This is a genomic window from Halopseudomonas laoshanensis (assembly GCF_008365385.1).
Taxonomy (GTDB): Bacteria; Pseudomonadota; Gammaproteobacteria; order Pseudomonadales; family Pseudomonadaceae; genus Halopseudomonas; species Halopseudomonas laoshanensis.
On record NZ_QOVF01000002.1, the window covers coordinates 726,182 to 746,477 of the forward strand.

At 58.6% G+C, this 20,296-nt stretch carries 19 protein-coding genes; 9 read left to right on the forward strand and 10 right to left on the reverse strand.

Features of this window, described 5'->3' with window-relative positions; genetic code table 11:
- Nucleotides 1-11: 11 nt before the first annotated feature.
- Entirely contained in the window at nt 12-533 is a 522-nt protein-coding gene (locus DT594_RS09820; RefSeq protein WP_096347099.1) for an RNA pyrophosphohydrolase, read from the reverse strand.
- A 210-nt stretch (nt 534-743) separates the two neighbouring features.
- On the opposite strand from DT594_RS09820, the gene DT594_RS09825 reads away from it, so the two are divergent.
- Nucleotides 744-1,400 carry a histidinol-phosphatase gene (locus DT594_RS09825; RefSeq protein ID WP_149332502.1) on the forward strand — a complete coding sequence of 219 codons (657 nt, stop codon included), beginning with the start codon at nt 744-746 and terminating at the stop codon, nt 1,398-1,400.
- A gap of 345 nt (nt 1,401-1,745) precedes the next feature.
- On the opposite strand, the gene DT594_RS09830 is transcribed toward DT594_RS09825, so the two are convergent.
- Nucleotides 1,746-2,939 carry a class I SAM-dependent rRNA methyltransferase gene (locus DT594_RS09830; protein ID WP_149332503.1) on the reverse strand — a complete coding sequence of 398 codons (1,194 nt, stop codon included), beginning with the start codon at nt 2,937-2,939 and terminating at the stop codon, nt 1,746-1,748.
- Nucleotides 2,940-3,057: 118 nt separating this feature from the next.
- Between DT594_RS09830 and DT594_RS09835 the strand changes: the two genes are divergently transcribed.
- Both DT594_RS09835 and DT594_RS09840 read left to right on the forward strand, forming a co-directional pair.
- Entirely contained in the window at nt 3,058-3,942 is an 885-nt protein-coding gene (locus tag DT594_RS09835) for an HDOD domain-containing protein (protein ID WP_149332504.1), read from the forward strand.
- A 22-nt stretch (nt 3,943-3,964) separates the two neighbouring features.
- Nucleotides 3,965-4,477 carry a glycine cleavage system transcriptional repressor gene (locus DT594_RS09840; RefSeq protein ID WP_149332505.1) on the forward strand — a complete coding sequence of 171 codons (513 nt, stop codon included), beginning with the start codon at nt 3,965-3,967 and terminating at the stop codon, nt 4,475-4,477.
- A 17-nt stretch (nt 4,478-4,494) separates the two neighbouring features.
- Here DT594_RS09840 and DT594_RS09845 read toward each other — a convergent pair whose 3' ends face one another.
- A complete protein-coding gene (locus tag DT594_RS09845) occupies nt 4,495-7,434 on the reverse strand; it encodes a hybrid sensor histidine kinase/response regulator (RefSeq protein ID WP_149332506.1) in 2,940 nt (979 codons plus the stop codon).
- Nucleotides 7,435-7,536: 102 nt separating this feature from the next.
- On the opposite strand from DT594_RS09845, the gene DT594_RS09850 reads away from it, so the two are divergent.
- From DT594_RS09850 to DT594_RS09860, 3 genes are read left to right on the forward strand one after another with little or no spacing between them, the layout of a single operon-like run.
- Nucleotides 7,537-9,042, forward strand: coding sequence for a DUF1538 domain-containing protein (locus DT594_RS09850; RefSeq protein ID WP_218574500.1), 1,506 nt, complete (start codon nt 7,537-7,539; stop codon nt 9,040-9,042).
- Nucleotides 9,039-9,386, forward strand: coding sequence for a P-II family nitrogen regulator (locus tag DT594_RS09855; protein WP_096347093.1), 348 nt, complete (start codon nt 9,039-9,041; stop codon nt 9,384-9,386). Before DT594_RS09850 ends, DT594_RS09855 begins: the two co-directional genes overlap by 4 nt.
- 20 nt (nt 9,387-9,406) lie before the next feature.
- The gene (locus DT594_RS09860; RefSeq protein WP_096347092.1) at nt 9,407-9,802 is read left to right on the forward strand and encodes a CBS domain-containing protein; all 396 of its coding nucleotides are present in this window, start codon (nt 9,407-9,409) and stop codon (nt 9,800-9,802) included.
- A gap of 60 nt (nt 9,803-9,862) precedes the next feature.
- Here the strand turns inward: DT594_RS09860 and DT594_RS09865 are convergent, their stop codons facing one another.
- Complete coding sequence (locus tag DT594_RS09865) at nt 9,863-10,699, reverse strand: SDR family NAD(P)-dependent oxidoreductase (RefSeq protein WP_178091494.1); 837 nt, start codon at nt 10,697-10,699, stop codon at nt 9,863-9,865.
- A gap of 83 nt (nt 10,700-10,782) precedes the next feature.
- Nucleotides 10,783-11,871, reverse strand: a complete 1,089-nt coding sequence (parM, locus tag DT594_RS09870) for a ParM/StbA family protein (RefSeq protein ID WP_149332507.1) — start codon at nt 11,869-11,871, stop codon at nt 10,783-10,785.
- Between the two features lie 254 nt (nt 11,872-12,125).
- Between parM and DT594_RS09875 the strand changes: the two genes are divergently transcribed.
- The 3 genes from DT594_RS09875 (at nt 12,126) to DT594_RS09885 (ending at nt 14,917) form a co-directional block, all read left to right on the forward strand.
- The gene (locus tag DT594_RS09875; protein WP_149332508.1) at nt 12,126-12,689 is read left to right on the forward strand and encodes a TetR/AcrR family transcriptional regulator; all 564 of its coding nucleotides are present in this window, start codon (nt 12,126-12,128) and stop codon (nt 12,687-12,689) included.
- An 87-nt stretch (nt 12,690-12,776) separates the two neighbouring features.
- Entirely contained in the window at nt 12,777-13,739 is a 963-nt protein-coding gene (locus tag DT594_RS09880) for an alpha/beta fold hydrolase (RefSeq protein WP_149332509.1), read from the forward strand.
- On the forward strand, nt 13,736-14,917 hold the full coding sequence (locus DT594_RS09885) for an MFS transporter (RefSeq protein ID WP_149332510.1): 1,182 nt from the start codon (nt 13,736-13,738) through the stop codon (nt 14,915-14,917). Before DT594_RS09880 ends, DT594_RS09885 begins: the two co-directional genes overlap by 4 nt.
- A gap of 6 nt (nt 14,918-14,923) precedes the next feature.
- Here the strand turns inward: DT594_RS09885 and arsJ are convergent, their stop codons facing one another.
- The 5 genes from arsJ to mgtE form a co-directional block, all read right to left on the reverse strand.
- Nucleotides 14,924-16,138, reverse strand: coding sequence for an organoarsenical effux MFS transporter ArsJ (gene arsJ, locus DT594_RS09890; protein WP_149332673.1), 1,215 nt, complete (start codon nt 16,136-16,138; stop codon nt 14,924-14,926).
- 2 nt (nt 16,139-16,140) lie between these two features.
- Nucleotides 16,141-17,145: an ArsJ-associated glyceraldehyde-3-phosphate dehydrogenase gene (locus tag DT594_RS09895; RefSeq protein WP_149332511.1), complete on the reverse strand. Its 1,005-nt coding sequence runs from the start codon at nt 17,143-17,145 to the stop codon at nt 16,141-16,143.
- A 67-nt stretch (nt 17,146-17,212) separates the two neighbouring features.
- The gene (gene arsH / locus DT594_RS09900) at nt 17,213-17,923 is read right to left on the reverse strand and encodes an arsenical resistance protein ArsH (protein ID WP_149332512.1); all 711 of its coding nucleotides are present in this window, start codon (nt 17,921-17,923) and stop codon (nt 17,213-17,215) included.
- Between the two features lie 17 nt (nt 17,924-17,940).
- Entirely contained in the window at nt 17,941-18,291 is a 351-nt protein-coding gene (locus DT594_RS09905; RefSeq protein WP_149332513.1) for a metalloregulator ArsR/SmtB family transcription factor, read from the reverse strand.
- 322 nt (nt 18,292-18,613) lie between these two features.
- Nucleotides 18,614-20,254 (reverse strand): magnesium transporter, encoded by a 1,641-nt coding sequence (gene mgtE, locus DT594_RS09910; RefSeq protein WP_218574501.1) that lies wholly within the window; start codon nt 20,252-20,254, stop codon nt 18,614-18,616.
- Between the last annotated feature and the right edge of the window lie 42 nt (nt 20,255-20,296).

The following is a 20,296-nucleotide window of genomic DNA, read 5'->3' on the forward strand; positions in this document are numbered from 1 at the left end:
CTCACGTCTGTTTACTCACGTTTCCATCCAGTCGTTTCCATCCAATCGCTCGCGTCCAAACCCAGCGGCAGTCTCGGCGCCAATTCCTTCATGGCACGACGATAAACGTCGCGTTTGAAAGCCACCACCTGGCCCAGCGGATACCAGTAACTGACCCAACGCCAACCGTCAAATTCGGGCTTAGGGGTCTTGGTCATACAGACTTGTTGCTCATCGGCGGTCAGCCGCAGCAAAAACCATTTCTGCTTCTGACCCACACATACAGGTTGCGAGTGGCTACGAATCAATCGCTGGGGTAAACGGTAGCGCAGCCAGCCACGGGTGCAGGCAAGAATTTCAACATCGTCGGGCATCAAGCCGACTTCTTCATGCAATTCGCGGTACAACGCCTGTTCAGGCGTTTCATTTCGTTGAATACCGCCCTGCGGAAACTGCCATGCATCCTGGCCGATACGCCGCGCCCACAGCACCTGCCCGGACCCATTGGTCAGGATGATGCCTACATTGGGACGGAAGCCATCAGGGTCGATCACAGCCGGTATCCTTGATTAATTGTCCTTTGCATTGTTCCACAAAGACGCGCGAAGCAGCAATTGCAGAGTAACAGGCATTTCAGTGCCTTATAAGCACACCTTCAGCATTCGTACCTTGATTGCCTGACCAGCCCGCCGATACAGCGCAAGCATTTGCCCGCAGGCTGGATTATCCTTGCGCCTCCGGCACCTCAACACAGGAGATACCCCTTGCCTCTGGCCATCTTTGATCTGGACAACACTCTGCTTGGCGGCGACAGCGACCATGCCTGGGGCGAGTTCATTGTCGATCACGCCATCGTCGACGGCGCATCCTACAAGGCGCGCAACGATGAGTTCTTCAATGACTACCTGGCCGGGCGCCTGGATATTCAGGTTTACCTGAATTTCTGCCTGCAGCTGCTGGCCGAACATGAACCCGAGCAACTGGCCGCCTGGCACAAGCAGTTCATGGCCGAGCGCATCGACCCCATCGTGCTGCCAAAGGCACTGGCGTTGATCGAGAAACACCGCAATGCCGGCGATACACTGATGATCATTACTGCCACCAACCGCTTTATCACAGCACCGATTGCCGAACGCCTGGGGATCGACATTCTGTTGGCGACCGAGTGCGAGCGCGTCAATGGCCGTTACACCGGCCGCACTACCGACATCCCGTGCTTCCGCGAAGGCAAAGTGACGCGCCTTGAGCGCTGGCTGATGGAGAACGGGAAGAAACTCGATGGAAGTTACTTTTACAGCGATTCGCAGAATGATCTGCCGCTGTTGAATATGGTGGATAACCCGGTAGCGGTTGATCCTGATGAGGTGTTGCGTGCGCATGCGCAGGAGCATGATTGGCCGATATTAAGCCTGAGAGATTAGTTCGGGTTTCCCATCGGAACACTTTGGAGCCGGTGGCCGTCGCAGCGCGACTGGGCTAAGCCGACCGTCGATGGCAGGGATGCCATCGCCGAGCTACAGGGACGTACTTGCTGCGTGTCGGCGTGACCAGTCGGGCTGCGGCGGCCTGGCACGAGCGCCACTACAACCCCGAGTGGGGGCCGCACTCGGTCTGAGAGGACTCCGAAAGACGCCGTGAATCCATCCCTGGAGGCTTGACGATAACATCCCTGTTATCGACACTTTCTCCGCCCTATCAGACCGAGAGCTAAATCACTTCCGAGTGAGGCGGAGTTTGCTTTCCCAACCCCAACCCCTTCTTGAAACCTAAACCGGCAGCACTCTACAGAACAGCGATTTGATATAACCGGTTTCCGGGATCGCGGGATGCAGCGGGTGATCCGGACCCTGAAAACCGCGCTCGGTAATCACCAGGTGACGATCCAGATGCCGGCTGGAGGCCAGCAAAATCTCGCGCAGATTTTCTTCCGCCAGATGCATGGAGCAGGAAGCCGAAACCAGAATGCCATCCTTGTTCAGCAGCCGCATCGCCTGTTCATTCAAACGGCGGTAGGCCGCTTCGCCATTGCGTACATCCTTGCGCTTCTTGATAAAGGCCGGCGGATCAGCAATCACCACATCGAATTTCTCGCCGGCCGACTTCAGCTCGCGCAAGGCATCCATCACATCACCTTCAACCACCGCCATCTTCTCGGCTACACCGTTAAGACCGGCATTGTGCTCGACCATATCCAGCGCCGGCGCCGAGCTGTCGACACACATGACCTCAGTCGCGCCCATCACCGCCGCCTGCACACCCCAGCCGCCAATATAGGAATACAGATCCAATACGCGCTTACCGTTTACATAGGGCGCCAGACGCGCGCGATTCATGCGGTGATCATAGAACCAGCCGGTCTTCTGTCCAGTCCAGACCGGCGCTTCAAAGCGCACACCATTTTCTTCCAGCGCAATACGCTCCGGCACTTCACCAAAGGCAGCCTCGACGTAGGACGGCAGATCCTCAGCCTTGCGCGCGCCACTGTCATTCTTGAACAGCACGCCTGCAGGCTTGAGCACCTGAACCAGTGCCTCGACAATCGCCTCGCGCACACGCTCCATGCCCGGCGTAGCAATCTGTACTACCAGGTAATCGCCAAAGCGATCTACGACCAGACCGGGCAACAAATCCGCGTCGCCGTAAACCAGGCGGTAGAAAGGTTTGTCAAAAAGTTTCTCGCGCAGACTCAACGCTACCTGAATGCGGTGAACCAGCAAGGACTTGTCCAGGCCGTGGCCCACATCGCGGCTGTGCATGCGTGCACAGATCAGATTGGTCGGACTCATGCAGACCAGACCCAGAGGCTTGCCTGAGGCGCTCTCAAGCTGTGCTTCCTGGCCGGGTTCGAACCCGGTCAGCGGGGTCTGGGCGGTATCCACTTCGTTGCTGAATACCCAGAGATGGCCGGCTTTGATGCGCCTGTCACTGTTGGATTTGAGGCGCAGACTTGGCAGCGTCATGGGAGCTCCTTACTCTCGGGCGGCAGGTGATTCCGCCGGGCGAGCATTATACAGGGTGTCCAGCCCGCCAGTCTGCGGCTAAACTCCAATATCCCGCACGAGATTGGACCCACAGCGCATGACTCAGGATCTTACGGAAGAGCAGATCAAGCACGCCTTGCAAGGCATCAGTGTGCCGCCGCAACCCCAGATCATGGTCGATCTGCAGATGGAACAGGTGATGCCGGACCCGGACCTAAGAGTCATCGCCCGGCTTATCAGCCAGGACCCCGGTTTGGCTGGCAGCCTGCTGAAAATAGTCAATTCGCCGTTTTTTGCTTTGGCCAATCGCATTTCGTCCATTCAGCAAGCGGTGAATCTGCTCGGCGTGCGCCGGGTGATCAACATCGTCAATGCACAATCGATCCGTGGCGAAATGACCGACGAGAACATCGTCAACCTCAACCGCTTCTGGGATAGCGCCCAGGATATCGCCATGACGTGCATGACGCTGGCGAAAAAGATTGGTTGTGTTGAACCGGACGAGGCCTATGCATTGGGGCTGTTCCACAACTGCGGCATTCCGCTGATGCTCAAACGCTTTCCGTACTATATTGAAGTGCTGGAAGAGTCCTACGCGCAGCCTGGCCAGCGCATCGTCGATGTAGAAAACCAGCGATTGAACACCAACCATGCCGTCATCGGCTATTTCACCGCCAAGTCCTGGCTATTGCCAAAGCATCTCTGTGATGCCATCGCCAGCCATCACAACGCCGAGCAGATCTTTGGCGAAGAAGATCACCACGATGCCGGGCTAAAGAACCTGCTGGCTATCTTGAAGATGGCCGAGCATATCTGCCGGGCACACAAGGTGCTGGCCAATCAGCCGGTAGACCACGAATGGAACGCGGTCGGCGGCCGTATACTCGAATATGTCGGCCTTACCGAGTACGATTTCGAAAACATTGAATTCAATTGCCGAGAAATGATGACCAGTGGCGAAGGCCGCTATTATCAGGACTGAGGCAGCAGATTGAGGAGTGAGCATGTCTACCCCGCTTGTACTGACCGTAATGTCCGCCGACAAACCTGGCCTGGTCGAAAGTATTGCCCAGGTCATTAATCGCCACGGCGGCAACTGGCTGGAAAGTCGCATGGCCAGAATGGCCGGGCAGTTTGCCGGGATTCTGCGCGTGGACATCCATCCGGATAATGTCGAAGCGCTGCGCATTGACCTAGACGGGCTGACGCATCTGGGAATCAATGTGCAGGTGGCAGTGAGCGGCCAGGCTGACGATCCGCAGCTGACGCACCTGCATCTGAGCCTGTTGGGCAACGACCGGCCGGGGATTGTGCATGAGGTGTCACAGATCCTCGCCCGGCACGGTGTAAACGTGGAAAAACTGGATACCGAATGTACTGCGGCGCCGATGAGTTCTGACCTGCTGTTCAAGGCGCAGGCGGATCTGGGCATCTATCCGCAAACGGACCTAGACGCTCTGCGCAGCGATCTGGAAAACCTGGCCGATGACCTGATGGTCGAGCTTAGCGAACGCTGAATCACCCTTGCGCCGGATCAGGGCGCACGCATAATTCGACTTAGCGCATCCAGCAGATCCTGTATCTGCAGGGGCTTGGTCAGGTAATAGGCGACGTCAAGATCGCTGACGCGTTGTCGGTCAGCCGGCAGCGCACCGGCGCTGATCACAATTACCGGCAGATCCCGGGTGCGCACGCTACCGCGTAACGAGCGCAGCAAACGGTCGCCCTGCATATCGGGTAGATCAATATCCAGCAGCAGTACCTGCGGTGGCCGCTCGGTAATGCGGTGCAAGGCTTCCAGCCCATTATCGATGAGCGTTACCTGGGCCACCGCAGACAATGCGTGCTGCACCAGTATCTGACTGGCGCGATCATCTTCCACGTAGATCACATCCAGAAGATCGGTGTCGTTCCGCGCCTGGCTACCGGATTCCGTAGCGCCCGCGGCGCTTGCGCCCGGCAGCTGCAGCCAGAAGCAGCTGCCCACCCCTGGCTCACTGCTGAAACCCAGCTCACCATTCATCAAACTTGCCAGTTCCCGGCTCAACGCCAGACCAATGCCGGCGCCCTTGATCGCGCTGTTCTCATGCCCCAGCCGCTGGAATGGTTTGAACAGCTTGGTCTGGTCCTGCTGACTAATGCCACGCCCTGTGTCGGCCACGCGCAATTGCCAGCCTGCGCCGACGGAAACGCAGTCCAGCGTGATACTGCCGCTCGGCCGGTTATATTTGACCGCGTTGCTCAGCAGATTGAGTAAAATCTGCCGCAAACGCCGTGGCTCAGCAAGCACCATGGCTTGCCGCTCAGGCCTGTGCAGATGCAGAGCCAGCCCGGCCATTTCGCGCTCCGGCCGGACCTGCTCCGCGCAGGCCAACAGTGTCTGCCAGGCATCCACAGGCTCCAGTTGCACAACCGGGCGCTCGGCTTCAATCCGCGCCAGATCAAGCACATCATCAACCAGCAAACACAAGTGCTGACTGGCCTGCAATATTTCGTAGACCTGCTGCTGCATGGTTTGTTGCTGAACGCTTGCCTGATGCGAGCCAGCTTGAGACGTGGTGTTGCCAGCGTCTTTTTCCAGGTCCAGTGACAGCAGTTGCGCAAAGCCCTGGATCGCATTCAACGGCGTGCGCAACTCGTGGCTCATGCTCGACAGGAAGCGGCTCTTGGCCAAATTGGCTGACTGGGCCTGCAGGCTGGCGGCCCGCAGAGCTTCCTGAGTTGCCTTGATTGCATCGATATCCACATGGGTGCCGGCGACGCGTTGCGGGCGCTGGAAACGTCCGTCCATCTCCACGATCCGTCCACGGCCGAGTAGCCAGTGATAGTCACCAGCGGCATCGCGTAAGCGATATTCAGCCTCGAGCTTCTGCTGCGCGCTGCGCGGCAGCAGGCTGTTACGCGCTGCAGCCAGGTCATCGGGATGCACGCGCTGCAAGAAGGTGTCGAGGCTGATAACACCGGCAGGCAAACCAAAACGCTTATTGAGCCGACCTTGGAAGCGAATCCGCTTCTGCGCCACCTCGACCTCCCAGATACTTTCGGTCGTCGAGTCCAACACCCTTTCCAGATGCTGCATGGCTTCTTGCCTGGAATGCTCGCTGTCCGCCAGCTTGTCGCCCATCGCCGAGGTATTGCTGGCCATGAAGTCGAGCTCTGTGATCGGCGAGCGGTGGGGCTGAGGATGCCAGTTGCCTTCACCAATTTCTTCCATCATCCGGCTAATGCCGCTGATCGGTGCCTCCAGGGCCTGGCTTAGCCGCCGCGCACGCAGCGACATAACAGCGAAGAACAACAGATAGAACAGCACCAGACCGGCAATCAATAGATAGCCAATCTGCCGAAACTGGGTGGCCAGTGCATTGGTACGGCTGAACACACTGGCTTCCTCCACCAACGTAATCAGCTTCCAGCCGGTTTCCGGTATGCTCGCCCAGGCCGCCAGTTGCGAACGTCCGCCCAGTTCGAGCGGCATGACACCTTGGCTTTCGCTGTCGACCAGCGCGGCCAGCTCACGGGTGTCATTGCGGTTGGCCAGGTTGAAATCGCCGGGCTTGAATATCTCTTTGCGCACCGCTTCGGCATAGCTGAAATGGGTCAGCTCGTTCAGCCCCAGATCACGCTCGCCTGTTTCCGGCAGCGCCATGATATTCAGATCCTCGCTCACCAGTACGGCATACCCGCCCCAGGGCACCGCCAGTGATGATATTTCCTCCAGAATACTGCCAATGGTGATATCCAGGCCTGCCACGCCTTCGAGAAAATTGTCGGTATAAACCGGCGCTAATGCCGACATCATCCAACCTTGCCCCGCTGGATCCACGTAGACGTCGGTCCAGGTCACGCCACGCGACGGATTGTTTACCGCATCGGCCAGGTAGTAGAAGTTGTAGCTGGGGATATCCATATCATGGGGATACTGCTCGGGGGTAAAAAACCAGGGCCAGATGCGGTTGTAGCTGTCATGCGTGTTGAAATACACCGCGCTGACCAATGTGTTGTTCTGCTCGATGCCCTTCATCAGCTCGTCAAGCTGCGCCAGGCGCATGACCTTGCTCCGATCCTGCTGGCTGGGAGGAGTGACGTTCGAGTAGAAGGAAGCCGCACGGCCTTCGTCGCGCTGGCTATACAGTACGCCAGACGCCGACCGCACGAGCAAATCAGCTTCCTGTGCATCTTGTGGTACGTCCGTTCGCCTCAAGGCAGAGCCGACCTGCCCGGCAAACAGGCTGGCCAGTTCCCCCACACTCTTCAGACGTTGATTAACCAGATGCGCTTCCTGCGCTGCGGCCGTTTGCATATCACTCTGCGCGGTGCTGCGCAGGTGCTCAACCTGAGCATCACGGATGGCCGTGTTGGACAACAGGTACGCCGCCACCAGAACCGTTTCCACCAGCAGCAGCGGAATCAGGGCACTCTGGACAAAAGCCCGCCACATCCAGCTGCGCAGGTTGGTTGAATCAGTTCTGGCCATGTTATACCTGTCCATTGATAGAGGTCAGCTTCTTCACACCAGGCCCCTGCTACTATCGGAACTGATATACCAAGCAAGCCAGCGAAAGGATCCGCCACTATTGTGAATCATCTTCTGACCTTCTGGCACACTCTCAAGCATTCTTTTGGCAACTTGCTGCCGATTGTGCTGGTGGTCGGCATTTTTCAGTTGCTGATCATCCGTGAGGTGCCAGACAACCTGGGCACCATGCTGGTGGGTCTGGGGATCGTGGTTTTCGGTGTAGCGGTTTTTCTTCAGGGTCTGGATCTGGGGATATTTCCAGTCGGCAAGGGCTTGTCCAATGCCTTTGCCCGACGCGGCTCCCTGCCTCTGCTGATGACCTTCGGTTTCAGTCTGGGATTTGCCGCGGTGGTTGCCGAGCCCGCGCTCATAGCAGTGGCGGAACAGGCACAGCTGATCAGCGCCGGGCGCATTGACGCCCTGACCCTGCGTTTGCTGGTGGCCTTTTCGGTTGGAGCCGTGGTGGCCCTGGGCGTGTTACGCACCCTGCTCGGCCACCCTCTGCATTGGTACATGATCATTGGCTACCTGCTGGTCGTCAGCGTGACCTTTTTTGCCCCGGAAGAAATTGTCGGCCTGGCTTACGACTCCGGCGGCGTGACCACCAACATTGTCACCGTGCCCCTGATTGCCGCCCTGGGTGTGGGCCTGGCGGCGTCGATCAAGGGTCGTAACCCGCTGGCCCACGGTTTTGGGCTGGTGGCGCTGGCGGTCATGGTGCCGATGATTGCCGTGCAACTGTATGGCATTGTCGTTTATACACTGCTTCCAGCGCCGCTGGAGACGGCTGAAGCCGCTCGTACCCTGGCACAGGCCCCGTCCAGCAGAACAGCCGGACGCCAAGCCTTGATCATGTTCGTGGACCTGCTGAGCATGCTGCGGGATGTGCTGCCGATCATTCTGGTCATTGTATTTTTTCAATATGCCGTGATCCGCAAACCCATACCCTACGTGCGCCGGGTGGTGCTCGGCTTCGCCATGGTGATACTGGGTCTGTATGCCTTTGTGGTCGGCCTCAAGCTGGGGCTGTTCCCGGTAGGCCGCAGCATGGCCGAACAGCTGATTGGCCTGGATACGCTGCTGTGGGTGTATCTGTTCGCGTTCGCTATCGGCTTCGCCACCACCATGGCCGAACCGGCCTTGATCGCCATTGGCGCCCAGGCGGAAGAAGCAGCGCACGGCAAGCTGGACGCGAGGCATATTCGCCTGCTGGTAGCGCTCGGCGTGGCCATCGGCATCAGCATTGGCGTGCACCGCATCATCGTCGGCGACTCCATCCATTTTTACATCATGGGTGGCTATGCCCTGGTGATTGCCCTGACGTTTATCGCTCCACGCTTCATCGTGCCACTGGCTTACGATCTCGGCGGCGTCACGACCTCCGAGGTGACCGTGCCATTAGTTACCGCGCTGGGTATCGGGCTGGCCACCCACATAGAAGGCCGTAGCGTCCTGATTGACGGTTTCGGTCTGATCGCCTTCGCCTCGATCTTCCCCATTATTACGGTCATGCTCTACGCTATCGTCATGGAGTGGATCAGGCCAGACACAGGAGAAACAACATGAAATTCTCGGTATTGGTCGCGATGCTGGCTGAGGACCTCGAAGAGCAGGCAATCGAATCAGCCAAGGCGGCGGGCGCTGGTGGCATGACCATCCTCAATGGTCGCGGGCTGGGTGCCGAGCCAAAGAAAACGTTTTTTGGCCTGACCTACGAGGGCAGCCAGTCAGTGCTGATTCTGGTGCTGGAGAAGAAGCTGTCGCTGCGCGTAATGAAATCACTGGTCAAGGACCTGGATCTGAATAATCACAGCCGCGGGGTGGTGTTCACCTTGCCGCTGGAACATATCGCCGGGATCGATCACCGCCAGATTGCCCAGTTCGAACAATTGATCAAGAACGAAATCTGACCTCACCAGGAGCAACTGCCATGCTGGTCAAAGACATCATGAAATCCAACGTCGTCACGGTGTCGGCCTTCGCCACCGTACGCGAGGGCATGCACATCATGCGCTTGCACGGCATCAAATCATTGGTGGTCGACAAGGGTAACGAACACGACGCCTATGGCTTGGTCACCTATAACGATATCCTCAAGACCATCGTCGCCGAGGAAGGCGATATTGACCTTATCAACGTGTATGACATCTGCACCAAGCCGGCGCTGATTGTCTCCCGTGAGCTGGACGTAAAATACGTCGCGCGGCTGATGGTCAACATGAACATCCAGCGCATTCTGGTAACCAACGCCAATGAGCTGGTGGGCATCATTACCATGAACGATATCGTCGGCGCGATTCTGGAAATGGCCGACGGCATGGATTGAAGGGAGTAGCGGAGGACGACTGAAGCCCCGCGGCAAGCCGGGACCTCAGCGCACTGAAACCTACTGGCGGCCGATATAGCCTGGATTGAAGATGACCTTGTCGCGCTGAATATTGTCGAAAATATCCCGGGCGGCAATGGCTGGATCTTCCCAATCAGCGGCACGGTCGTTTTCCGGATTGGCCAGCGGGCCGACTGAATGCTGGCTGATCATGGTACGCATACCGGCCGGTGCGGCGATAAAGACTTTGATGTTGTCTGCTTTCAGCTCTTGCGCGGCGCTCTGAAACAGCCCGTGCAGGGCATGCTTGTTACCCGCGTAGTGCCCCAACCCGGGGGGCGCAGCGCTCATACCAAGAATCGATGAGACGTTAAGAATGGTGCCGCCGCCCTGCTTGCGCATGATCGGTATGACCCGTTGCGCCAGATCGGCGTAGGCCCAGTAATTGACCTCGAACATGTCCTTGGCCTGCTCGATATCCATCTGCTCAAGCGTTGCCAGGTAGGAGTAACCCGCATTGTTGAACAAATAATCGATGCGGCCAAAGGCTTCCATGGCCTGGTCGATTACTCTGGGGCGCTGGTCGGCGTCAGCCAGATCAACCTCGACAACAATAGCCTCACCGCCCTGGCTGCGAATCTGTTCGGCCAACTCCTGGGAAGGCGCAGGGCGCCGATCAACCAGCACCAGCTTCATGCCCTCGGCAGCGCCGAGCAACGCCAGCTCGCGACCCAGACCGTAGCTGCTGCCGGTGATGACCGCGACTTTATCGTCGAACGGGGAGTCCTGTGCTTGCGCAGGCAGCGCCATCACAGCACAGAAAAGCAGGATGGCGGCCAGCCAGGCGGACTGAATCCGCGGATGACCAGCAAGGGAAGGTGAACTTACAGCAGTCATGAAATCTCCTGGAACAACAGTGGGCGTGAGCTAACGGGGTGCCTGCACAGGGTTGGTATCATCAGGACACCAACCCCAGCGCGTCAGACATCTTCCAGCTGTTTCGGCGTGGCCTTGCCACCCTTGGATTTGACCCGGCCAGCGGCGACATTGCGCATGAACTTCAGCGCACCACGGGCGTTGGAGAATTCATCCAGCATCACCGGGTTGGGGAAAGCCTTGGTCAGCCAGTGGTGGAACACCACAGATCCGCCGCCGGTGATAATGATCGCGCGATAGATGCCGATAGAGCCGAGTCGGGATTTGACGTTGTTGATGATCTTGGTCGCCACGGAAGAGGCTACATCGTCTCGCAGTACTTCGAAATTACGCATCTCACCGGCAAAAAAGGTCGAACCGGTTTCCAGTACTTCGCTGACCAGGTTCGGCGGAATCTCGGCATCATGCGAATTTTCGATCAGGCCGAGATCGATCAATTCCTGTTTGATAGCCTTTTCCAGCGCAAATTTCAGGTCCAGTACGCCGACCTTGTCGGTGCCCGAGTAGCTGTTGTTGATGGTAATGCTGTCATCCACGATCAGATTGACCACATCGGTGGTCGAGCCGCCGATATCGATAATCGCCACATCACCCTTGGTGTACTTGGCCGCGTCGGTGAATTCGCCCTGATCATCCAGAACAAAGTCAAAAAACGCCGACAGTGCCTCGGAATAGCAATCGACCTGAGTGATGTTCAGCTTGTCTTCGCTACCGATCACCTCAACAGTACCCTTGCTGCCATTGAAGTTGGCGATGGTCGCCTGCTTGTTTTCGGTAATTTGCGAGCCTTGCTCGGAAAAGTAGTCACGAAACGACAGGGTAACGCCAAGGTGCAGGGGCTTGTTCAGCAACTTTGCCTTGCGCAGCGCATGGGTTACCAGCACGCGATTCTCGACGGAGGCAGGGTAGTTGGCATTGCGCAGGTTAATTGGTGAACGCACAGACGGCTTGCAGGTGTAATCAACGCCATCTGCACGGTAACGGTCTACAGTTTCACCGCTGTTGGAACTCAACCTGTCGGTACCAATAATGGTCGGGATCTTCAGCGTCTGAATCTTGCCTTCGGCATCCAGCCAGGCCAGCTTGTGGTCCGCATAACCATTGTCGTCGACAACCAGTGTTACTTCTGCCATCTCGCTCTCCTGTCCATGCAATATAAGGTGGTCGTTACATCACTCCCGGTTGCCGCCACCCTCCCCCGCAGCCTCGCCTAAGGCTATCAGGGTACAGCACTAGCAAAGCCGTCATGTTCCGACGAAATCCCCGGCAGTATGCCAGCCTCGTGTTAAAGGTGAAATATTTAACCGGCTTAGCCGCCCGGCGGACATACAGACGGCGCTAGAAAAAATAGTTGACGGCGCGACATTACCTACCATATGGTAGGCGCATGGACACTAAAACGCAGATACTCAGCATCGCTTCCGATCTACTCCAGCGGCAAACCGTAAACGGTTTCAGCCTGCAGGATGTGGCTGATCGGGTGGGCATTCGCAAGGCCAGCTTGTTCCACCATTATCGGAACAAGGAGGCGTTGGTCGCCGATGTGCTGGAGAATAGCCTGAATGGCTTTCGCACGCGTGTGGAAAGCATGCACAACCAGCCCGCCCAGCGCCAGTTGGATGCTTTCCTGGATATTTACCAACGCCGTATTGGTGCCGGCAGCCGCCTGTGCTCCGTCAGCGGCGTGACCGGGGATTGGGACCATTTGGGAGAAGAGCCTCGGCACTGGGCCCTGGAGCTGCTCAACGAGCAAACTGCCTGGCTGAAGAGAATTGCCGAATTGGCCGGCTTTGCCCATAACGCAGCCGAGGCGGAGGCCTGGGCAGAACAGATTATGGTTAGAATTCAGGGCGCCATGCTGCTTTCCAGAGTGCAGAGCAGTCCCCTGCCGTTAGAACGCACCATCGCGCTAATGCGCACTGAGTGGGCACGAGCCACCAGCGCTAGCTGATATCCACTAGTAGTCACCATAGCCCATCAAGGGCTTTTTTTACCCGTCGACAGACTACCTACTGGTAGGTAGATAAGGAGAAGATTGATGAATAGCCACTCGGTCACTCAGGTAATGCGCTTCAAGCTGATTCAAGGGCTCTCATGGGTATTTCCAGAGTACTTCGGGGCTATTGGTACCCGTCTGTTTCTTCAGCCCCAACGTGCCGCACCCGTTACCCGCTGGCAGGATGCTTTTGCGGACTTTGATAAGTCCGTGATTGAGGTACAGGGGCTACGCATCCCCTTCTGGCACAAGGGCAGCGGACCGCAGATACTGCTCGTACATGGCTGGGAAAATGACCACTTTGCATTGGGCGGCTTTGTTCAGCCGCTGCTGGACCAGGGGTACTCGGTAGCCGCACTGGACCTGCCAGCGCATGGCGAGGCCGATGGTAAAACCGCGCCGCTGCCACTTATGGCCCAGGCCATTGCTGCAGTCGGGCAGGCCTTACCGGCGCTGCACGCGGTAATCGCCCATTCAGTGGGGGGCGCCACCAGCGTACTGGCCATGGAAGAGTATGCTCTGAATGCCAGCAGGTTGGTGCTGATTGGTGCACCCCAAGCGGCCAGTAAGCAGGCGATAGGTCAAGCGCTCGCTAGCGGGCTGTCCAGCAGGGCGATAAAGCGCATGGAGCGCCAGTTGCAACATCGCCTGGCGGCGCCCCTGGAGCATTTTCAGGTCGACCGTGGGCTGGGGCGCATTGATTGCCAAGTATTGTTGGTGCATGCGCACGACGACCGGGTGGTGCCGATACGGGCTGCGCAAAAGAACGCCGCCGCCAGGGCATCGCAAACACTCTGGCTGGACCAGGGCGGCCATAACCGGCCGCTCGGCGATCCGCTGGTCATCGGCTCTGTCATCGATTTCCTGAAAATATCCAGACGCAAGAACCGTCACCCATCCGGACTGCGCTATCATCCTCGATTCGCACAGTCAGCTGTTCAGAACAGCGTCCCGCATAGCGCTGAGCAGAGCTATGCGGGTCTAAGCCAGGCAGAACCGTCATGAACAGAAATGTAGTGGTACTTACCGCGGCCACCTGCGCAGTGGGCACACAAACCTTCGTTTTCGCCGGCCTGCTGATTGAGCTGGCTGCGGATATGGGCATCACGGTCGCTGTCGCCGGCTATCTCGCGGCGGCCTACGCGTTGACTTACGCTTTCACCGCGCCCTTTATCGCCCTGCGCACCGGGCAACTGGAACGCCGGCGGCTGTTGTGGGTTTCATTGCTGGTGCTGGGTTTGATCAACCTCTGCGCCGCAATGGCCAGCACCTTTACCGAACTGATCAGCTTGCGCATCCTCGCCGGGCTGGGTGCCACCCTGGTTACACCCGTGGTGCCCGCCGTGGTCGCCAGCCTGTTACCACCGGAGCGCCGCGGCCCGGCGCTAGCCATGGTCATGGGCGGCATGGTACTGGCCTTTATGTTCGGCATGCCGTTGGGCAGTCTGATCGGCGCGCAGTTTGGCTGGCGCTCCACCTTTGTTCTTGCTGCGGTGCTGTGCATAGGCGCGGCGTTGGCGATTCGGCTGGTACTACCGCAGGTGACCAGCCAGGATCAGAGCGGCTGGCGTTTGCTGAAACTGGGCTGGCATCCGCCGGTGCGCCGCCTGCTGATCATGACCTTGACCTCGTTCTGCGCGACCTTCTGCGTAGTGCCCTTTATCGCGCCTGTAATGAATATCATCATCGGCAGCACTGAATGGGTGGCCTTCTCGCAGATGCTGGTCGGTGTTGGCGCACTCTGTGGTGTGGTGATTGCGGGGCGGCTTGGCACACCGAGCAATCCCGGCCGGGTACTCAAGCGGGCTTTCGTCGTCGTGGCAGCTACGCAAATACTGTATTCATCCTCGATGATCTGGCTACCCGGGCTGGGCGTGATCAGTTGGCTGGGATTGAGTTTTGCCGTGGTCTTCGGTGCCTCGGCGCTGTTCTTCATGAGCCCGCTGATGCAGGCGCAACTGCTTGAAGCAGCGCCCCATGCCAGGCAGGTCACATTGGCGCTGAATGGCTCGATGATGTTTCTCGGTCAGGGCGCGGGTGCAGCCATCGGCGCCCAGGTCACCCAGGCCTTTTCCATGCCGATGATTGGCCTGGCGGGGGCCAGCGTGGCGATGATCGGCTGGTACTGTGCGCGCCTGCTGCAGGCCAGTCCGGTCGGCATGGCCAGCCAGAGCGCTGCCTGAATCCTGTTACCGGGCTGCCTTCGGCAGCCCGAGCGAGATCAGCGCTGCCAGCGCAACAAAAGCACTGGACACCCAGAGGCAGGCCTCCAGCCCGTAGGCTTGGTACACCCAACCTGACAGCAGGGTGCCGATCAAACGGCCCAGCGCATTGGACATGTAGTAAAAGCCCACATCCAGAGAAACGCCATCAGCCTGGGCGTAGGACACGATCAGATAGCTGTGCAGCGAGGAGTTGACCGCGAACAGCACGCCAAACAGCATCAACCCGCCCAGCAGCACCCATTGCGCATTCAGCTCGGAGTACAGACCCAGCGCAATCGCAGCGGGCAGTAGCGCCAAGGCGGCAGCCCAGCCAAAGGCAGCCCTCCCCCCCGGCACTCTTCCTGCCCCTTTTCCGGTAATCGATGGCGCAACCGATTGTACGATGCCGTAACCGATGATCCAGCACGCCATAAAGCCGCCAACCATCCAGAAGTCCCAGCCGAATACACTACTCAGGTAGACCGGCAGCGCAATAACGAACCAGACATCTCGAGCGCCGAAGAGAAACATGCGCGCGCCAGACAGGATATTGATCCGCCGGCTTTTCGACAGCAACTCGCGGAATTTGGGCTTGGCGGTCGCTTTGCCCAGATCCTTTTTCAGCAGAAACAAGCTCGCCAGCCATACTGCGGCCAGCACCAGTGCCATCACCAGCACCGCGCCGGCAAATCCAAGGAGCGCCAGCAGACCTCCGCCAAGAAAGAAGCCCACGCCCTTGAGCGCGTTTTTCGACCCGGTCAGCAGCGCCACCCAGCGATACAAAGCGCCCTGCTGGCTGTCCGGCACCAACAGCTTGATCGAGCTTTTGGCGCTCATCTTGTTCAGGTCCTTGGCCACCCCGGACATCGCCTGCGCCGCCATTACCCACAACACTGTCAGCCATTCGGCGGGCACGGTGAGCATCAACAGCGCAATCACCTGCAAGGCCAGACCGATATTCATGGTCCGGTTCAGGCCTATGCGCGCGCCCAGATAGCCGCCGACCAGATTGGTAATCACGCCAAATATTTCGTAGAACAGAAAAAGCGCGGCAATCTGCAGCGGTGTATAACCCAGACTGTAGAAATGCAGCACTACCAGCATGCGCAGCGCGCCGTCGGTCAGGGTGAAAGCCCAGTAGTTGCCGGTGACCACCAGATACTGACGGACATCCGGCGAGAGACGCGCGAGCATGCCCATCATCAGTTCGCCTGACCGACCAGCCGAGCCAGCTCGACGGTACGGTTGGCGTAACCCCACTCATTGTCGTACCAGGCATAGATCTTCACCTGAGTCCCGTTGACCACCATGGTCGACAGGGCATCAATGATCGAAGAACGGGGATCGGTACGGTAATCAATCGACACCAGCGGCCGTTCCTCATAGCCCAGAATATCCTTCAGCTCGCCCTCGGCGGCAGCCTTGAACCAGGCATTCAGCTCCTCGACACTGGTAGCCTTCTCGACCTCGAATACGCAGTCGGTCAGCGACGCATTGGCCAGCGGCACACGCACCGCATGGCCATTCAGCTTGCCGCGCAGCTCGGGAAAGATCTCGGCAATTGCGGTTGCCGATCCCGTGGTGGTAGGGATCAGGCTCATGCCACAGGCACGCGCCCGGCGCAGATCCTTGTGCGGCTGGTCGAGAATACTTTGGGTATTGGTCAGGTCGTGGATGGTGGTAATAGAGCCGTGCTTGATGCCGAGCTTTTCGTGCACGATCTTGACCACTGGGGCCAGGCAGTTGGTGGTGCAGGACGCAGCAGTAACGATCTGGTGCCGCGCCGGATCGAAAAGGTGCTGGTTGACACCCATCACCACATTAAGGGCTTCCGGCTCCTTGACGGGAGCGCTGACCACTACGCGCTTAACGCCCTGATCCAGATAAGCCTGCAACGCCTTGACGGTCTTGTTCACGCCGCTGGCCTCGATCACCAGATCGCAGCCCGACCAGTCAGTGTCGGCAATGGCCTTGTTCTGCGTCAGCCGGATGCGCTTGCCGGCAATGACCAGTGCATCGGCTTCATGCGCGGCTTTCTGCTGCCAGCGCCCGTGTACCGAATCAAAATTCAGCAGATGCGCGTGGGTCGCAGCATCACCCGCCGGGTCATTGATCTGCACGAACTCCAGCTCCGGCCAGTCCCAGGCAGCGCGCACCAACAACTTGCCGATGCGGCCAAAACCGTTGATTCCTACCTTGATAGTCATATCAATCTCCCGAACAAGTGAATAGCTGACCCGCAATGCGGGTTCGCTGAAATGAGTATGGCCGCGCTCAGATACTGCGCTGGTTAACCCGCGCAGATAACGCTTGAGCCGACTCGCGGCGCTCCGAGTAGCGGTCGACCAGGTAATCGGACTGCTCACGCAATAACAGCGTGAACTTCATCAGCTCTTCCATCACATCCACCACCCGGTCGTAATAAGCTGAGGGCTTCATGCGGCCACCCTCAAACTCCAGAAACGCTTTGGGTACGGAAGACTGGTTGGGGATGCAGACCATGCGCATCCAGCGCCCCAGTACGCGCAGTTGATTGACCACATTGAACGATTGCGAACCACCGCATACCTGCATCACCGCCAGCGTCTTGCCCTGGGTAGGGCGCACAGCGCCCAGCGCCAACGGCACCCAGTCGATCTGGGACTTGAATACACCGGTCATCGCCCCGTGGCGCTCTGGCGAGCACCAGACCTGGCCCTCGGACCACTGCATCCACTCGCGCAGTTGCTGCACCTTGGGATGAGTGTCCGGCGCGTCATCGGGCATCGGCAAACCCGACGGATCGAAAATACGCGTTTCCGCGCCCAGGTGTTGCAGCAGCCGCGCGGCCTCCTCCGTCAGCAGACGACTGAAGGAAGTAGGTCGATTGGAACCGTACAGCAGCAAAATACGCGGCGGATGTTGCAGTTTAAGCGTTCGCCCGAGCTGATCAGTATCAGGCGCTGGCAATTGATCAGCTTCAAGGGCAGGAAGGTCATCGTTCATGTTTGGCTCCTGGGTGATCAGCAACAGGCTGACTGACGTAGCGGGCGATCGCCCATGGCCCCGAGTTGATTAAGGTTGGTGTCTAACCAATCGGCGTTGGCCTGCAAGGTGCTTTGCAGTACCTGCGTAACCCACTCGGGTAAATCCGCCGCCAGACTGTAATACACCCATTGGCCCTGCCGACGATCCTGCAACAGACCGCATTGGCGCAGTTCGGCCAGATGGCGGGAGATTTTCGGTTGGCTGACGTCCAGGGCACAGGTCAGCTCGCACACACAGAGCTCGCCTTCGCGGGCGATCAGCAGCATCGAGCGCAGGCGCGTTTCGTCAGCCAGGCACTTGAAGACTTTGAGGGGTAACAACTGCATCCACCGGCACTCCGTGTTCATTTGCACAAACCATATATGAAATTTCGTATATATGGAATAGTGAATATAAGCGGTGGGTATGGGAGGCGTGGTTTTAATTGAAGCGTGGGTTAATTTGAGTTCGCTTGGATTCCCGCCTTCGCGGGAATGACGAGGGGGCGGGAATGACGATTGGGGATGGGAACGACGAGCGGGAGTGGGCACGACGAGCGGGGGTGGGAAGGCGAGCAAGGGGTGCTGATGCCAGTCAGGTGCAGACGAAAACCAAGGAAGAACGTTGAGCCGCCGCGCGGGTAGAGGCGGCAGGCCCAGGGTTATAACGTTAGATCAGCAGCAGCGTCGCCAGGCCAAGGAAGGCAAAGAAGCCAACAACGTCGGTCACGGTCGTCAGGATCACCCCGCCAGCCAGTGCCGGGTCGATGCCAAACCTGCGCAGGATCAGCGGTATGGTCAAGCCAGCCAATGCGGCGCACAAGAGATTAAGCAGGATCGCCGCAGCAATGATACCGCCGATCTTCCAACTGCCGAACCAGATCACCGCCAGAGCCGCGACCACCACAGACCAGAGTAGGCCGTTGAGCAGGCCGATACCCATTTCCTTGACCAGCAGCGCCTTGGCGTTACCGCCTTCGACCTGGCCCAGCGCCAGACCGCGAATCACCAGGGTCAGGGTCTGGCTACCGGCGATGCCGCCCATGCTGGCCACGATGGGCATCAGTACCGCCAGCGCCACGATCTGCTCCAGGGTGCCCTGAAACTGGCCGATAACCCAGGCGGCGAGAAAGGCAGTGATCAGGTTGATGCCAAGCCACACCGAACGGCGCCGGGTACTGGTGAGAATCGGCGCAAACATGTCGGCCTCGTCATCCAGACCGGCCATATTCATGATCGCCCGGTCGGAATCCTCACGGATAATGTCCATCACGTCATCCACGGTAATACGCCCGAGCAACTCGCCCTGCTCGTTGGTCACCGCGGCGGACAACATGTCCAGATCCTCGAAGCGCCGAGCCACTTCCTGGCTGCTGAGTTCCACGTCCAGCGGTTTGAAATCCGCGTCCATGACCTCGCTGACCTTGGCATCCGGCGAGCTGGTCACCAACCGGCTCAAACGCAACACGCCCTGGTAGCGATTCTTGCGATCCACCACCATGACCTTGTCGGTGTGGTCCGGCAGATCTTCCAGCAGACGCAAATAACGCAGAATCGAGCCGACCTTGACCTCTGCCCGCACCGATATATGGTCGGTGTTCATCAGACCGCCGGCACTGTCCTCCGGGTAGGAAAGCATCGCCACCAGTTGCTGGCGCTTGATTTCGTCCATCGACAGCAACAGTTGCCGGCCCGAGCCCTTGGGCAGTGCCTGAATCAGGTCAACCAGGTCATCCAGATCGAGCTTGCGCGCGGCGGCAACCAGCTCGTCTTCATCCATCTCCAAAGCAAGATTGGCCCGCACCTCGTCGTGCAGGTGCACCAGCACTTTGCCGGCGCGTTCGTTATCCAGCGTTTCCCACACCGCGCTGCGCTCATCCGGCGGCAAGGCCTCAAGCAAGCCCGCGGCCTTGGCCGGATGCATATGCCGGAAGACCTTCCCAATACGCTTGAACTTGCCCGCTTCCAACGCCTCACGCACGCTACTGATCTGTGTGTATAGGTGCTCTTCACCCGCATCCAGCGCCTCTTCCAGGCCGGGTTCGTCGTGATCGCGGTGCAGTGTGGCGGCCAGCTGGGGAGTGAGGTGGCGCAGCACAGCCGCTTCCTGATCGTCGCCGACCTGCTGCCAGACCGCCTGACGCTGCTCGCTGTCCAGCGCTTCGAGCAGGCTGGCAAGTTTTCCCGGGTGCATCGCGCGCAGCAGTTTGCGCAAGCGCTTGTGCTTGCCTTTGCTAAGCGCATCAATTACCGCATCCTGTGCGGTATGAATGGCGGTATGAGAGCCGCCTACCCGGTCTTCACTGCTCAAAAACGATACTCCTGTAATGCTGAAGGCAAACTGGCGGGACAG

What these genes read in the sequence shown, in the direction of transcription:
- DT594_RS09830 (WP_149332503.1), bottom strand. Translation starts at nt 2,939, where the DNA reads ATGACGCTGCCAAGTCTGCGCCTCAAATCCAACAGTGACAGGCGCATC.
- DT594_RS09835 (WP_149332504.1), top strand. Translation starts at nt 3,058, where the DNA reads ATGACTCAGGATCTTACGGAAGAGCAGATCAAGCACGCCTTGCAAGGC.
- DT594_RS09840 (WP_149332505.1), top strand. Translation starts at nt 3,965, where the DNA reads ATGTCTACCCCGCTTGTACTGACCGTAATGTCCGCCGACAAACCTGGC.
- DT594_RS09845 (WP_149332506.1), bottom strand. Translation starts at nt 7,434, where the DNA reads ATGGCCAGAACTGATTCAACCAACCTGCGCAGCTGGATGTGGCGGGCT.
- DT594_RS09855 (WP_096347093.1), top strand. Translation starts at nt 9,039, where the DNA reads ATGAAATTCTCGGTATTGGTCGCGATGCTGGCTGAGGACCTCGAAGAG.
- DT594_RS09860 (WP_096347092.1), top strand. Translation starts at nt 9,407, where the DNA reads ATGCTGGTCAAAGACATCATGAAATCCAACGTCGTCACGGTGTCGGCC.
- DT594_RS09865 (WP_178091494.1), bottom strand. Translation starts at nt 10,699, where the DNA reads ATGACTGCTGTAAGTTCACCTTCCCTTGCTGGTCATCCGCGGATTCAG.
- parM (WP_149332507.1), bottom strand. Translation starts at nt 11,871, where the DNA reads ATGGCAGAAGTAACACTGGTTGTCGACGACAATGGTTATGCGGACCAC.
- DT594_RS09875 (WP_149332508.1), top strand. Translation starts at nt 12,126, where the DNA reads ATGGACACTAAAACGCAGATACTCAGCATCGCTTCCGATCTACTCCAG.
- DT594_RS09880 (WP_149332509.1), top strand. Translation starts at nt 12,777, where the DNA reads ATGAATAGCCACTCGGTCACTCAGGTAATGCGCTTCAAGCTGATTCAA.
- DT594_RS09885 (WP_149332510.1), top strand. Translation starts at nt 13,736, where the DNA reads ATGAACAGAAATGTAGTGGTACTTACCGCGGCCACCTGCGCAGTGGGC.
- arsJ (WP_149332673.1), bottom strand. Translation starts at nt 16,138, where the DNA reads ATGGGCATGCTCGCGCGTCTCTCGCCGGATGTCCGTCAGTATCTGGTG.
- DT594_RS09895 (WP_149332511.1), bottom strand. Translation starts at nt 17,145, where the DNA reads ATGACTATCAAGGTAGGAATCAACGGTTTTGGCCGCATCGGCAAGTTG.
- arsH (WP_149332512.1), bottom strand. Translation starts at nt 17,923, where the DNA reads ATGAACGATGACCTTCCTGCCCTTGAAGCTGATCAATTGCCAGCGCCT.
- DT594_RS09905 (WP_149332513.1), bottom strand. Translation starts at nt 18,291, where the DNA reads ATGCAGTTGTTACCCCTCAAAGTCTTCAAGTGCCTGGCTGACGAAACG.